Consider the following 13,328-nt stretch of genomic DNA (forward strand, 5'->3'; position numbering starts at 1 on the left):
AAATTACAGATCTCCAAATGTATCATCTGGATTATATGGAATATCATCATCAGGATCTTTATCATCATAATTTATCCCTGGAGGATTAAAAAGTCCCCAGCGATCTATAATATAATTCCATTGGTCGAAGGTTTTTACCCATTCTGCAAATAAGATTCGAAATGCTTCTATTTCAGTTCTTAATAAATCCAAATATTCGATGTCTTTAAAACCGTGCATTTCTATACCACTAGCGTCAGTAATAAGATCTCGGGCAGCTTTACGAATTATGGCAGCATTTTCCATTTTAATATAGTATCGCATATTTTCACCTGAAGCTCCTGCAATTTTAGCGGGAATAATCAATGAGTTTTTTCGCATATAATCAAGATTATCTTCTATCATTTCAGCTTGAATTTCTTGCTCAAAATCAATATCAGTTTTTTCAACCGATTTAACAATATAATCTACTAATTTTTGTATTTCCATAGCCTTTTGAAATACGGGTAGTTTTTGCCACTGTTTCATGGTTTACTTCTTAATCATTAAATGAGGTACACTATCTAGGTTCCAATCAATCACCAAACCACCAGCTAAAGCTTGTGCAACTTCTTTCCCATAAAGAAACTCACATAAATATAAAGCAGCTTCAAAACTTTTTGCGCCACCAGCAGAGGTGATATATTTTCCGTCATGAACAAAGAGCAACTCTTTTCTTATATCCAGTTTGGGAAACACGGTTCTCATTTTGTCAATATCGCCTGGAAATGTTGTCGAAACAGCGTTATCAAGTAACCCTGCCTTAGCTAAAACAAACGCCCCGTCACAATGAGAGGTTATAAATTGAGCATTTTTATCTGTTTGCTTTACAAAATTAATCATAGCTGTATCCTCTAAATCGGAATCTAAATGATGCTCGGCACTAGGGACAACAAGAATATCAATTTTTGGAAGTGAATCTTTTGTATAATTAAAATCCGGAAGGATTCGCATACCCTCAAAGGTAGTAATCGCATCATCAGTATTTGCAACGGTGAACACATTCATGGCTTTAATATTATTTCTAAAAATAGTATGCTGAAAAATATCAAAAGGCGCTGTTAATTCTGTATTATAAGTGCCATTCATAATCAAGAATGCAACATTATACCTATTAGGTTCAAGTTTAGGAAACTGTTTGTCATGCTGAACTTGTTTCAGTATCTGATTATCGGTAGTCTCTTTCCTTTTTTCAGAAGAATTACAGCTTATAAGAAGTAGAATAGTTGTTATATAAAAGAGGTGTTTCATTTGACTATTTTTTAATCTAAAATGCTAATATAGTACTTATAATAAGTATGTTACGTATGTACAATTATTATACTTGGTTATAGAGCTTTTAATTCTGACTTAATTGATACGCCATGGTGGATTTTTTCTGTTTTTTCCGGCATGGAATAGTATAATGTTATTGCCATCTAGACCTTGCAAACGTGCCTCACGCCATAAATACGATTGATCTTCGGGTAATTGTGTAAAACTAATACCTTTTTTCTGAAGCTTAGAAACTAAATTGTCTAGATTATCATCTTCAAAATATATAGTAATACCATCACCTTTTGGTAAGGTATCTACTTTATGAATTGAAAAAGTACTATTGCCATCAGGGCATTCAAATCGAACATATCTTGGGATGGCATCTACAATAAGATGCAATCCCAAGGTTTTATAAAATTCGGTTGCTTTTTCAACATCTAAAGAAGGTATTGTAATTTGGTTTAAATCCATAAAATTTCTCTTTCTTCTTCTTTTTTTATTTTTTCTTTACGTTTTTTTGTTGCATTCAAATAGTGTCTTAGTATAAATAACAAGAAAACACAAAGTGCAGCAAGTAATGTAATAATATACCAGGTATTATCAAAACCTAGCGCATCTACCATTCGCATACCTGCATTATGACCAAATATATGAGCTATCGAAAACGCAATACTGTACAAGGCCATATATTCACCTTGATTTCCTTTTTTAGCTCTATCCATGGTAAAAGCGTTTGAAAAAGGAAAGGCTATCATTTCTCCAAATGTCATTAATAGCATGCCAATTATCAAAATACCAACCCAATTAGTAAAGTTTAAGATAATAAAACTTAACCCAGTTAAAATACCTCCGAAAAGCATTAATCCAGATTTCGTGAAATTGGAGTTTTCTAACCATTTTATTAAAGGCATTTCAAATACAAAAATGATAAAACCGTTCAAGCCTAAAATAATTCCTATATCAAACTCACTTAAATGATGTGCATCTTTATAATACAGAGGCATGGTTGAAAAGTATTGTAAGAATACAATACCAAAAATAACCATAGCTGCAAGAAATATTAAAAATGCTTTATCACTGTATGCTGATTTTGGATTTTTTGTTCTTACATCATCCAGAATTTTAGCTTTTTTCGGATTCAATACGTTTATTAAAACAAGAGTAGCCACCATACATGTAATACCATCTACCCAAAATAACCCTCCATAGCTAAGCGATGTAATTATAATACCACCAATAGCAGGACCAGCAGAGAAACCAAGGTTTATTGCTAAACGAATTAAAGTCACAGACCGTATTTTGTTTTCTTGTTTGCTATAAGCACTCAAGGCTACGAACATAGCAGGACGAAACATATCTGCTACAAGCATCACTAAAAAAATGCCTAGACAAAACGTAGCGAAAGTATTTAGAAATTGCAATGCTATAAATAGTATTCCAGTTGTAAGTAAACTGAATACCATAACTTTATAATAACCAATTTTATCGGTTAATTTTCCACCCAACCAAGAACCAATTACTGAGCCTAAACCAAAAGCACTCATAATCCACCCAACATCGCTTAAAGTAAAATTAAGGCGCTTTGTAAGGTACAATGATAAGAATGGAATGACCATGGTTCCTGCTCTATTTATAAGTGTTATTAAAGCAAGCCACCATACTTCTTTTGATAAGCCTTTAAATGTGTTTAAGTAATTGTTGAATAAAGTTTTCATTAGTTCTAATTGTTCAAGTTTCTGTTTTTACATATAGTTTTTGTTTTGAAGTCGAAAGTTGACTAAAAATAAAAAGTCCGACTGAGAAGTCGGACTTTTACATATTGTAATATTTTATATTTATATCACCACAATATATGACAAGCCCAACTCACTCTCTTTAAAGAGGTCCATTGCTTTCTATAAATTGTGACGATACAACGCATTTTTATTTCTTTTGAAGCTACAAAGCTATATAAAATATTCTTAAGTTGTATTTTTGAAATGAAAATATTTTTTAAATAATGAAAAATAAGGTATCCTAGAATATATATGTCTGATAGTAAATTAATTGAAGTTAGTGGTTTAAAATCTCCCAAAGGAGCGTTCTTGTTAGGGCATTTGCCGCAATTTAACACCTATAACAAGCATCAGGTTTTAGAGCGTTGGGTTGAAGAATGTGGCGAATTATTTAAAATACATTTTGTTGGAAAGCAATTTGTGGTATCTGCAAATCCAGATTTTAATAGCCAAATGCTCAGATTAAGACCAGAAGTTTTCAAGCGCTTTTCTAAGATTGATGAAATTTTAAAAGAAATGGGAGTCGATGGTGTTTTTAATGCAGAAGGAACAGCATGGAAAAGGCACAGAAGACCAACAGCAGAAGCTTTAAGTGTAAAAAACGTAAAAGCATATTATCCTGTGATTCTGGATAAGACTAATGGCATTCTTGAAAAGTTTAAAAACTATTCTCGGCAAAATACGATAGTAAATGTGCAAAAAGAATTTATGGCGTTTACAATTGATATTACAACGGAGATTGCTTTCGGACATAAATTAGATACTATAAATAATAAATCAAATAGTTTTCAAAAGCATTTGGAAGTTATTTTTCCAATGATTAATTCCCGTGTTACGGCACCAATTCCTATATGGAGATACTTCAAAAGAAAAAAAGATAAAATACTTGATGAATCTTTAAAATCTATTGAAAAGGTTATTTATGAATTTATTAATGAAGCTAAAAAAAGAATCGCAGAAAATCCAAAATTAAAAGCACAACCTTCTAATTTTTTAGAAGCTTTATTAGTAGAAAACAAAGACGAAAATTTTACAGATGAAGAGATTTACGGAAATGTATTCACAATATTATTAGCTGGAGAAGATACAACTTCAAACTCATTGTCTTGGGCTATGTTTTATTTAGCACAACACCCAGAAATAGTAACTAAGGTAAGAATGGAAGCTAAGGAAGTATATTCTAAAGATACTCCGGACGCTTATGAAAATGTTGAAGATTTAAAATATGCAAATGCAGTAGCTCAGGAAGCGATGCGATTAAAACCAACAACACCTCAATTGTATCTGGAATCTAATGAAGACGTTATTATAGATAATGTGTCGATACCAAAAGGAACCAGTATTATTTTACAGAATAAAGTAGCGCAAACACACGACGATTATTTTTCTAACCCCAATAGTTTTGTTCCAGAAAGGTGGATAGTTAGTGAGTGCCCAATGCATAAAAACCATACTCCTAATGTTATGAGAGCCTTTGGCGGCGGTCCAAGATACTGTCCTGGAATGCATTTGGCAAAAACAGAAATGACTGTTTTAATTTCGACGTTATGTAAGCATTTTGATTTTAAATTGGAAGTAAAACCAGAAACCATTAAAGAACAATTTGAGTTTACTATGTATCCAGAAAATTTAAAAGTAACATTTATTCCAGCAAAGTAATATTAACTAAAAAAGTATTTTAAAAGAGTTAGGATTTCGATATGTGTTTTATATAGTAAATATTACCCTGAACAAATTTAGGGTCTTATAAACCATTCATGATAAAATAATTATAGACATTAAAAATAATAACATGCCACATAGTACACTCCCTTTTAAAAAGCTAAAATTTATAACCAAAAAAAGTATTGTATTGGTATTGTTTTTGGCTACTATATTTAGTTGTGCTCAGGAAAAGAAGCCTCTTTTAGGGGATACTGAGTTTCAAAGAACAATTAACGCAGAGTATAAAGATGCCACGACATCACCTTTAAAAGATAAAGACAGAAAGCATTTTGAAGGTTTGGACTTCTTTAAGTTTGATTCTGCTTATGTTGTAAAAGCACAGTTTAAAAGAACACCGAATGAGAAGTCTTTTAAAATGAAAACAACGACTGCAAGACTTCCTGAGTATGTGAAATATGGAGAACTAGCATTCAATTTAAAAGGAAAAAGTTTCACATTAAATATTTATCAAAACCAAGGTTTGAAGGAAAAAGAAGGTTATGAAGATTATTTGTTTTTACCTTTTTTAGATGAAACTAACGGATTTGAAAGCTATGGAGGAGGCCGTTACATTGATGCCAGAATTCCTAAAGGGGATACTATGGTAATCGATTTTAATTCTGCTTATAACCCTTATTGTGCATATAATGATAGATATTCTTGTCCAATAGTGCCCAGAAAAAATTATTTAAAAACTAGAATTGAGGCAGGGGTTAAGGCTTTTGGGAAGCATTAACTAAACTTAATAATTTTATTATTTATTTATGTCCATTTAATACATATATAAACGTAAGCGGTTTGAGTTAATATCCAAACCGCTATTCCAATACCCTGTGATTCGTTGACTTTTATCTAACTACAGTCATCTCATTTAATGTAAATTCTTTCACAGCACCATCTGTAGCTCTCATATATTTAGCTAAATGTGCATTATTCATATGTTTTTGCCATAATTCTCTACTTTCCCAATTTTCATAAAATAAAAACAGGTTTTCATTTTGATTATCTTGATGCAGATCATAATTGATACATCCTTTTTCCGCTCTTGTAACCTCAATTAGTTTTAGTAATTCGTTTTTTACTAAGTCTTTTTTTTCAGCTTTTGCCAAAATCTTTGCTACGATTGTTAATTGATTTGTCATTTTTTGTTTTAAAAGGTCTCTATTACTTGATTAATATTTCTTCGTGATTTTGGAGTCTTACTCGGTTGATTGAAATCGTCTTTATCTCTATAACCGATAGCTACAGCCATAAGGGTTGCATAGTCTTTTTGATTTAATATACTATCGTACTTCATCGGTTCAACTCCTTCCATTGGCGTAGCGTCAATGCCCATTTCTGCACAAGCACTTAAAAGAACACCTAAGGCTAAATAAACTTGCCGGTCAAACCAAGCCTTAATTTGTTCTTCTGTTTGAGGCTTTATGAATTCTTTGTAATAATCAACCGCTCCTTTTGGCAAGCCTTCTTCTATTTGTTGTTCAAATAAAACGATATTGTCAATTCTACTAAATACAACTACAATATCACTGTCAAGTACTTTATTGGTATTTAGCCATGATACTTCAGAAAGTTTTTCTTTAGTTTCTTTGTCTGAAACGAAAGTAAATTTCCAGGGTTGGCTATTTATTGATGAAGGACTTAGATGCAAAATCTCTTTTAATTCTTCAATTTTTTGTTTTTCTATTTTTTTAGAATTGTTATACTTTTTTGTCGTGTAACGATTTTTCATGGATTCTATAAAGCTCATAATTTTGATTTTTTAATACTATACTAATTATAGTTGCAAAAATAAGTATAGTAATTTATCTTTGCAATAACGGTCAAAAAGGATAGTATAAAATAATGGTAGAAAAAGAACAAAAAAGACACATATTTAACGGAAAGGAATATCCTTGTTGTACAAGTCTTACGATGGGTGTAATAGGAGGAAAATGGAAAACCGTAATTTTATTTCATTTAATAGATGGAAAATTACGATACAACGAATTAAGAAAAGCTATGCCAACTGTTACTGAACGAACGTTAAGTTTGCAATTGAAAAAATTAGAGGAAGATGGTATCGTTCACCGAAAGGTTTATACTAAAAAGGCACCATTAAAGGTTGAATATACTTTAACGAAATTAGGGGAATCTTTAATTCCACTTATACAATCTATTGCGAATTGGGGTGATTTTATTGTTGCAAATTATTCAGAAGAAAAATAAAGGGGTTAGTTTGGCTTGTTGCTCATACATAGGTTTATGTATTTATACTGAAGTAAGTTTAGTATATGCTGGTTGTTTCGTTTGTTAAAACAGGTTTAGTATGTTTTTTATAAAAATACAAAGTTTTACTTCACCAAAAACATCCCCAAAAACACAGCCAAAAAGCCAACAATGAAACTAGCAATGGTATAAAAAGCAAAGCTTGTAAAATCTCCCGATTTTAAAAACACGTGGTTTTCATATGCAAAAGTTGAAAAAGTGGTGAAACCACCGCAAAAGCCAGTAGCCAAGAGTAACGTTTGGTTTTGAGTTAGTGAGTCATTTTTTGCTGCCAAGCCAAGTATTATACCAATAAGTAAACTTCCTAAAATATTAGCAGCAAAAGTTCCATAAGGAATACCTGTTTCAGCACTATTTAAATATTTTCCAATAATATAGCGTAGTACGCTGCCAAAGCCACCACCTAAAAAAACCAGTAAAAGCTGTTTCATCAGTGCAATTTAATTAGTTTTTTAACGGTCTGATGTTTCATTTGTTATGTTTTTATAGTAGTGAGAGTTTAGGTACAAAAGGTTCATGTATTATTTAACAGCAATATATATTTCAGTGACCCAGTCAGCTGGATTTGGATAACTCATAGGGTCTGTTAAGTATGTTTCTAGCATAGGTCCTTTTTCTGTAAACTCTAAACCATTTTCTGGTATGTATTTCATAGCAGCATCCCAAGCTTCTTTTAAATTCTCATAATTTCCTTTAAGAGTTGTTTTAACAGCTTTAAAAGGTTTTAATTGTCCGGTAAGAATATCGCTATCAGTACTTACTACCTTTGTTGTAGTTGGTACACAACAAGAGAACATCACGGCGTTATTTTCTTCATCCCACTTATGATAAAAAGTAAAAGGAGCTCCTGCCATGGCTATTTTATTTTTCATAGCATAGTTACCAACCTTAGGCAGCATTTCGGTCATTTTATCCTTCAGATCAGTGATTTTACAAGACGTTGTATTGTAAAGATAGTAACCACCGCTATGTTGGGTGATGCCATCTACTTTTATACTATACTTTTTCATATCAGCAGAGACAACACTATCCAGTTTAAATAAACCTCTTTCAAAATCAGGCCCCGTAGCCTCTTCAATAGATCCAGCAAAGGTTGTATACATTTTAGTCATAAAATCCTGTTTCCCTTTCATGCCCCAGGTTACTTTGGTACCTTCTTCAGTATTTTCAAAAGTCCAATTTATATCAGATTCAGATTCAAAAGGCTTTATAAATACAATGTGTTGGTTAATAGATTTATCTTTTTCTACAGCAAGCGTTTTCATATGGCCTTCACCTAAAATGTCCCCATTCCATCCATAGTTTCCATCAACACCAGATGTGGTTTCCCCATAGGTTAAAGTGGCATTTGGTTCTTTTTCAATCCAAGGAGAAAAATCAGGCCAATTTTTAAAATCATTTACTTTATTAAATAAAAGAGAAGCTGGCGCTTTGATAACTTTACTTCTGGAAAAATCAAATTCATTTGGCTGTACAGCAATGTATATAGCAGTACCAATAAGAGCAATAAGTAATAAGAATAAAATGTACTTAAAAGTTTTCATTGTTTTTTTGGTTAATTATATAAATCAAATATAATCATTTTTAAACCTCGTTTAATAAATTATTATATTTGTTACGTCAAAAAACAATTTTTTCTAAACAAATAATTGTTTTTGCAATTAATCAATAATTTAGAGACTATTATCAATCCCTTTTTTGAACAATAATTAAAAACATTTTTATATAATGAAACTAAAATCGATACTTAATTTAGTACTAATTACTATTTTATTCTTATCATGTGGCCATGATAAATCTAAGGAAAATACAAAAAGTACTGAGGTAAAAGAAACCACTGCTTTTAACCATAATGTAGAGCAGTTTGCTGATATTAAAATTCTTCGTTATCAAATTCCTGGATGGGAAAATTTAACTTTAAAAGAACAAACTTTAGTATATTATCTCACTCAAGCTGGTTTAGCGGGGAGAGATATTATGTGGGATCAAAATTATAGACATAATCTTAAAATAAGAAAGGCGCTTGAGAATGTGTATACAAATTACGGAGGCGATAAAACATCTACAGATTGGAAGGCCTTTGAAACTTATTTAAAACGTGTTTGGTTTAGTAATGGAATACACCACCATTATTCGAATGATAAATTAAAACCAGAGTTTTCTTCAGACTATTTAAAGCAATTATTAACAGATACAAATACTACTTTAGAAGGAGACGCTTTTGATGTTCTTTTTAATGATGCAGATGCTAAAAAAGTAAACCAAGCTAAAGGTGTTGATAATGTAGGGCTTTCAGCAGTTAACTTTTATGGACCTGATGTTACTAATAGTGATGTACAAAGTTTTTATGCAGCTAAGACATCTCCAAATCCGGAAAGACCATTATCTTTTGGGTTAAATTCACAATTAGTAAAAGAAAATGGCGTATTAAAGGAACGTGTTTACAAATCTGGAGGGCTGTATGGTTCGGCAATTGACGAAATCATTACATGGTTAGAATTAGCAAAAGGCGTTGCAGAAAATGAGGCTCAGGGTAATGCTCTTGGGTTATTAATTGATTATTATAAAACAGGTGATTTACAGACCTGGGACGATTATAATGTTGCCTGGACTTCTGCAACAGCAGGCAATATTGATTATATAAATAGTTTTATTGAAGTATATAACGATCCGTTGGGCTATAGGGGATCTTATGAAAACATCATTCAGATTAATGATTTTGATATGTCTCAAAAGATGAAAGTATTATCGGATAATGCACAGTGGTTTGAAGACAATTCGCCTTTAATGGAAGCACATAAAAAAGATAGTGTTGTTGGCGTTACCTATAAAGTTGTTACAGTAGCAGGAGAGGCTGGAGATGCATCACCAAGCACACCAATTGGTGTAAATTTACCCAATGCCAATTGGATTAGAAAAGAAGTAGGGAGTAAATCTGTTTCTTTAGGAAATATTATCCATGCTTATAATAATGCAGGTGGTTCTGGACGTTTAAAAGAGTTTGTTCACGATGAAGAAGAGTTAAAATTAGCGGAAAAACATGGACAACTTGCAGACAAACTACATACCGCACTGCACGAGGTCATAGGACATGCCTCTGGACAGTTAAATCCGGGCGTAGGAGAGACTAAAGAAACATTGAAAAACTATGCTTCTACCTTAGAGGAAGGGCGTGCAGATCTGGTTGGATTATATTATTTATATGATGCTAAATTGCAAGAACTGGGTTTGGTTGACGATTGGAAAAGTGTAGGGGAAACAGCTTATGATGACTATATTAGAAATGGGCTTGTAATACAGCTAATTCGTTTAAATTTAGGGGATGATGTTGAAGAAGCACATATGAGAAATAGACAGTGGGTGAGTGCTTGGGTATTTGAGAAAGGTAAAGCCGATAATGTTATTGAAAAAGTAGTACGTGATGGGAAAACGTATTACAATATCAATGATTATGAAAAGTTACATGACCTTTTTGGACAGTTATTGCGTGAAACACAGCGAATAAAATCTGAAGGGGATTATGAAGCAGTAGAAGCCTTAGTTGAAGGTTATGGTGTAAAAGTAGATCAAGCTTTGCATGCTGAAGTTTTAGAACGTAATAAACAATTTTCATCTGCTCCTTATAATGGTTTTGTGAATCCTGTATTAATAGCTGAGAAAAATGATGAAGGAGAAATAATTGGGGTAAAAGTGACACAGCCAGAAACCTTTGCTGGGCAGATGTTGGATTATAGTAAAAACTACAATTTCTTACCAGAGGTAAACTAGATTATTTAACTTAATAAACAAAAAAACAGGCCCTTCATTCAAGGGTCTGTTTTTTTGTTAACACTAAAAGTCAAAAGAATTAAATTAACAACTATTAGGATGCTAATTATAATTAGTATTTTCATAGTTTGAGTTTGTTTGTTAAACATTAGATGCACAAAAATTAAAAAGGTTGCGTGAGAATCTTAAAACTATTTATATAACAGATGAAATGTTCTTTTTCCTACCATAGTCGCTTACTTTAAAAACAATAAATATCTGATATTGGGTGGGTTAAAGTCATTAAATCTCATTAAAAGTTAGAAATAAGCTATTATTAAGGAAAGAATTTAATTATGTGATGATATTTTTTAGTGTGATTTTGACAATAATTATGCCTAAAGTCAATTTGTAAACAAATTAAGATTAAATAATGAGACATCAACGCTGAAAGACTTTCTTAAGGGGAGTTAAATTATTCTTTACTATATTTTTCGGTGTGTTTTACATAATTTGTTTTCATTACACTGGGTTTTGTATAACGCTATTTCAGGACGAGACAACTATATAACAAAAAAACCAGAGAAGTTAACTTCTCTGGTTTTTTTAATAACATTTAAAACGGTCAACCGTATTTTGCGGTGACTGAAATTATATAGTCTATTTTCTTGTAAACGTAAAAGTATCGATGTAAGTTTCGTTACCATCGATGTAGGTTTCAGTAATTACTAGTTTACCATCAACAAATTTTACTTCGCCACTTTCTAATACTAAATCTCCATTAGGGTAGTCTTCACTGTATTGTGGATTAATAAAATCTTCATATTTGAATGATACCAAAGTCAACGTTTTGTCAGTTTCATTATAGGCCCATTTACCAGTCTCTTTGTCATCATATTTTTGAATTTCATCAAAATAAACAGCACTACAGTTAGTTGCTGTAGCTTCAGTATTTATGTTTTTATATTCTTCATATTCAGTTATGTAAAAATCGCCATCACTTTCAATATTAAGTATCACCTCTTCTTTAACTGTCATACTATAATCAACTTCAATTGTTTCTTGATTTTCACAAGTAGTCTCAAATTTATCATCATCAGTAGCTTCTACTAGAATCCATTCACCAGTAATAGCGGCATTACCACCCCATGCTTCTACTTCTACACAAACAGTAACAATTTGACTGATGTTGTTTTCTGAATCATAAATACATAAATCAGCACAAAATTTTCCAGGAGGAAAAGAGTTTCCAAAATCTACGTCAATTTCGTACTCACCATCTATTAAGTTTTTACTAGATTTTTTTAGTGGCCCTCTAGATTTGTCACTTTTAATATTACTAGATTTGTCTGTTACAAAACTAGAAACTGGAATATTAAAATAGTCAGAAGCATTATTGTTATCTGAATCTTTAAATAATAAGTAAGCACCAGCAACATTTGTTTCTGCTGTAGAAAACTTTAAATTAAAACCAGAGCTTTGAAAAGCTTCTGCTTTATCTGAGCTTATTTCTAGATTTATATTACTATTTGGAGCAGGAGGTGTTCCTTGGTTTTTTGTTGCTCCATCTATAGATATATCAGAGTTTAAATTAGCTAAAGGAACTGGGTTTTCCTCAAGTTGGTTTTGCTCATTTGCTAGTTGCTCGTTTCCATTGTCGTTATTATTGTCATCTGAAGAACAGGAATATACTAATATCGAAAATGCAATTAATGCAAATAATGGTTTAAAAAATTTCATAGTTTTCATTATCATTTGTTAATTTATGATTAATGTGCATAGCTAAAAATATTAGTTCAATTGTGCAAAAATCTGAATCAGATTACATAAAAAAAAATGAAATAATAGACGAAGTGTTTAAAAAATCAGATTAAGTGTTTATTTGAATAAAAACTTTATAGCCACTATAAATAAAATAAAAGCAATAAAAGCAATCAGCATCCATATACTACCAGCGTAAAAACGCTTATGCAGTTTTAAATCCTTTCGGTAAGTATATCCTATTATAATGGCGAAGGTAATAAAAAATAAAACTCCAAAAATGATTTGACCTTTACTAAACATATGGTTATTTTTATGCAAATTTAAGAAAACACTAAAGATTTTCTTCTCCAAGGAAATTAAAAACACTAATAATTAATGAAAAATAAAATAGAAGCTGTAAAAGCGTTTCATACCGCATTTAAAATAGGACATAGGGAATCTCCCAAAGCAGATTTAGGAAAAGAGAAAAATACACTGCGTTTCAATTTAATGAAGGAAGAAAACGAAGAGTATTTAGAAGCTGCCAATAATAACGATTTGGTTGAAGTTGCAGATGCATTAGGGGATATGCTTTATATATTATGCGGAACCATTATTGAACATGGTATGCAATATAAAATAGAAGAGGTATTTGATGAAATACAACGTAGTAATATGAGTAAACTAGGTGATGACGGACAACCAATTTATAGAGAAGATGGTAAAGTGCTTAAAGGACCTAATTATTTTAAACCTAATATTGAATCTATTTTAGATAAATAAAAAAAAGAGAAGCTATTTAGCTTCTCTTTTTTT

The 13,328-nt window shown here is 31.4% G+C and carries 14 protein-coding genes; 5 read left to right on the plus strand and 9 right to left on the minus strand.

Annotated features, from left to right (window positions below; all coding sequences use genetic code 11):
* Positions 1-3: 3 nt before the first annotated feature.
* The 4 genes from Q4Q34_RS13875 to Q4Q34_RS13890 all read right to left on the minus strand — a co-directional run bounded on the left by Q4Q34_RS13875 (position 4) and on the right by Q4Q34_RS13890 (position 2,990).
* Positions 4-507, minus strand: coding sequence for a hypothetical protein (locus Q4Q34_RS13875; RefSeq protein WP_303315853.1), 504 nt, complete (start codon positions 505-507; stop codon positions 4-6).
* Between the two features lie 3 nt (positions 508-510).
* Positions 511-1,269 carry a DJ-1/PfpI family protein gene (locus Q4Q34_RS13880; RefSeq protein WP_303315851.1) on the minus strand — a complete coding sequence of 253 codons (759 nt, stop codon included), beginning with the start codon at positions 1,267-1,269 and terminating at the stop codon, positions 511-513.
* A gap of 99 nt (positions 1,270-1,368) precedes the next feature.
* Positions 1,369-1,746 (minus strand): VOC family protein, encoded by a 378-nt coding sequence (locus Q4Q34_RS13885; RefSeq protein ID WP_303315849.1) that lies wholly within the window; start codon positions 1,744-1,746, stop codon positions 1,369-1,371.
* Positions 1,737-2,990: an MDR family MFS transporter gene (locus Q4Q34_RS13890; protein WP_303315847.1), complete on the minus strand. Its 1,254-nt coding sequence runs from the start codon at positions 2,988-2,990 to the stop codon at positions 1,737-1,739. Before Q4Q34_RS13890 ends, Q4Q34_RS13885 begins: the two co-directional genes overlap by 10 nt.
* A 312-nt stretch (positions 2,991-3,302) precedes the next feature.
* Here Q4Q34_RS13890 and Q4Q34_RS13895 point away from each other — a divergent pair, with 312 nt between their 5' ends.
* Together Q4Q34_RS13895 and Q4Q34_RS13900 are read left to right on the plus strand one after the other, a co-directional pair.
* Positions 3,303-4,709 carry a cytochrome P450 gene (locus Q4Q34_RS13895; protein WP_303315845.1) on the plus strand — a complete coding sequence of 469 codons (1,407 nt, stop codon included), beginning with the start codon at positions 3,303-3,305 and terminating at the stop codon, positions 4,707-4,709.
* A gap of 133 nt (positions 4,710-4,842) precedes the next feature.
* Entirely contained in the window at positions 4,843-5,490 is a 648-nt protein-coding gene (locus Q4Q34_RS13900; protein ID WP_303315844.1) for a DUF1684 domain-containing protein, read from the plus strand.
* 112 nt (positions 5,491-5,602) lie between these two features.
* On the opposite strand, the gene Q4Q34_RS13905 is transcribed toward Q4Q34_RS13900, so the two are convergent.
* Complete coding sequence (locus tag Q4Q34_RS13905; RefSeq protein ID WP_303315843.1) at positions 5,603-5,896, minus strand: putative quinol monooxygenase; 294 nt, start codon at positions 5,894-5,896, stop codon at positions 5,603-5,605.
* Between the two features lie 8 nt (positions 5,897-5,904).
* Entirely contained in the window at positions 5,905-6,504 is a 600-nt protein-coding gene (locus Q4Q34_RS13910; RefSeq protein WP_303315841.1) for a nitroreductase family protein, read from the minus strand.
* Positions 6,505-6,599: 95 nt separating this feature from the next.
* On the opposite strand from Q4Q34_RS13910, the gene Q4Q34_RS13915 reads away from it, so the two are divergent.
* The gene (locus Q4Q34_RS13915) at positions 6,600-6,962 is read left to right on the plus strand and encodes a winged helix-turn-helix transcriptional regulator (protein ID WP_303315839.1); all 363 of its coding nucleotides are present in this window, start codon (positions 6,600-6,602) and stop codon (positions 6,960-6,962) included.
* 125 nt (positions 6,963-7,087) lie between these two features.
* Here Q4Q34_RS13915 and crcB read toward each other — a convergent pair whose 3' ends face one another.
* Together crcB and Q4Q34_RS13925 are read right to left on the minus strand one after the other, a co-directional pair.
* On the minus strand, positions 7,088-7,453 hold the full coding sequence (gene crcB / locus Q4Q34_RS13920) for a fluoride efflux transporter CrcB (RefSeq protein ID WP_303315837.1): 366 nt from the start codon (positions 7,451-7,453) through the stop codon (positions 7,088-7,090).
* Between the two features lie 90 nt (positions 7,454-7,543).
* Complete coding sequence (locus tag Q4Q34_RS13925; RefSeq protein ID WP_303315836.1) at positions 7,544-8,566, minus strand: SRPBCC family protein; 1,023 nt, start codon at positions 8,564-8,566, stop codon at positions 7,544-7,546.
* A gap of 184 nt (positions 8,567-8,750) precedes the next feature.
* On the opposite strand from Q4Q34_RS13925, the gene Q4Q34_RS13930 reads away from it, so the two are divergent.
* A complete protein-coding gene (locus Q4Q34_RS13930) occupies positions 8,751-10,790 on the plus strand; it encodes a dipeptidyl-peptidase 3 family protein (RefSeq protein WP_303315834.1) in 2,040 nt (679 codons plus the stop codon).
* A gap of 639 nt (positions 10,791-11,429) precedes the next feature.
* Here the strand turns inward: Q4Q34_RS13930 and Q4Q34_RS13935 are convergent.
* On the minus strand, positions 11,430-12,509 hold the full coding sequence (locus Q4Q34_RS13935; protein ID WP_303315833.1) for a hypothetical protein: 1,080 nt from the start codon (positions 12,507-12,509) through the stop codon (positions 11,430-11,432).
* 399 nt (positions 12,510-12,908) lie between these two features.
* Here Q4Q34_RS13935 and Q4Q34_RS13940 point away from each other — a divergent pair, with 399 nt between their 5' ends.
* Entirely contained in the window at positions 12,909-13,295 is a 387-nt protein-coding gene (locus Q4Q34_RS13940; protein ID WP_303315829.1) for a nucleoside triphosphate pyrophosphohydrolase family protein, read from the plus strand.
* The last annotated feature ends 33 nt before the right edge of the window (positions 13,296-13,328 follow it).

This window comes from Flavivirga abyssicola, from assembly GCF_030540775.2.
Taxonomy (GTDB): domain Bacteria; phylum Bacteroidota; class Bacteroidia; order Flavobacteriales; family Flavobacteriaceae; genus Flavivirga; species Flavivirga abyssicola.

Excerpts from the sequence above, each read along its gene's own strand:
- Q4Q34_RS13875 (WP_303315853.1), bottom strand. The coding sequence starts at position 507 with ATGAAACAGTGGCAAAAACTACCCGTATTTCAAAAGGCTATGGAAATA.
- Q4Q34_RS13880 (WP_303315851.1), bottom strand. The coding sequence starts at position 1,269 with ATGAAACACCTCTTTTATATAACAACTATTCTACTTCTTATAAGCTGT.
- Q4Q34_RS13885 (WP_303315849.1), bottom strand. The coding sequence starts at position 1,746 with ATGGATTTAAACCAAATTACAATACCTTCTTTAGATGTTGAAAAAGCA.
- Q4Q34_RS13890 (WP_303315847.1), bottom strand. The coding sequence starts at position 2,990 with ATGAAAACTTTATTCAACAATTACTTAAACACATTTAAAGGCTTATCA.
- Q4Q34_RS13895 (WP_303315845.1), top strand. The coding sequence starts at position 3,303 with ATGTCTGATAGTAAATTAATTGAAGTTAGTGGTTTAAAATCTCCCAAA.
- Q4Q34_RS13900 (WP_303315844.1), top strand. The coding sequence starts at position 4,843 with ATGCCACATAGTACACTCCCTTTTAAAAAGCTAAAATTTATAACCAAA.
- Q4Q34_RS13905 (WP_303315843.1), bottom strand. The coding sequence starts at position 5,896 with ATGACAAATCAATTAACAATCGTAGCAAAGATTTTGGCAAAAGCTGAA.
- Q4Q34_RS13910 (WP_303315841.1), bottom strand. The coding sequence starts at position 6,504 with ATGAGCTTTATAGAATCCATGAAAAATCGTTACACGACAAAAAAGTAT.
- Q4Q34_RS13915 (WP_303315839.1), top strand. The coding sequence starts at position 6,600 with ATGGTAGAAAAAGAACAAAAAAGACACATATTTAACGGAAAGGAATAT.
- crcB (WP_303315837.1), bottom strand. The coding sequence starts at position 7,453 with ATGAAACAGCTTTTACTGGTTTTTTTAGGTGGTGGCTTTGGCAGCGTA.
- Q4Q34_RS13925 (WP_303315836.1), bottom strand. The coding sequence starts at position 8,566 with ATGAAAACTTTTAAGTACATTTTATTCTTATTACTTATTGCTCTTATT.
- Q4Q34_RS13930 (WP_303315834.1), top strand. The coding sequence starts at position 8,751 with ATGAAACTAAAATCGATACTTAATTTAGTACTAATTACTATTTTATTC.
- Q4Q34_RS13935 (WP_303315833.1), bottom strand. The coding sequence starts at position 12,509 with ATGAAATTTTTTAAACCATTATTTGCATTAATTGCATTTTCGATATTA.
- Q4Q34_RS13940 (WP_303315829.1), top strand. The coding sequence starts at position 12,909 with ATGAAAAATAAAATAGAAGCTGTAAAAGCGTTTCATACCGCATTTAAA.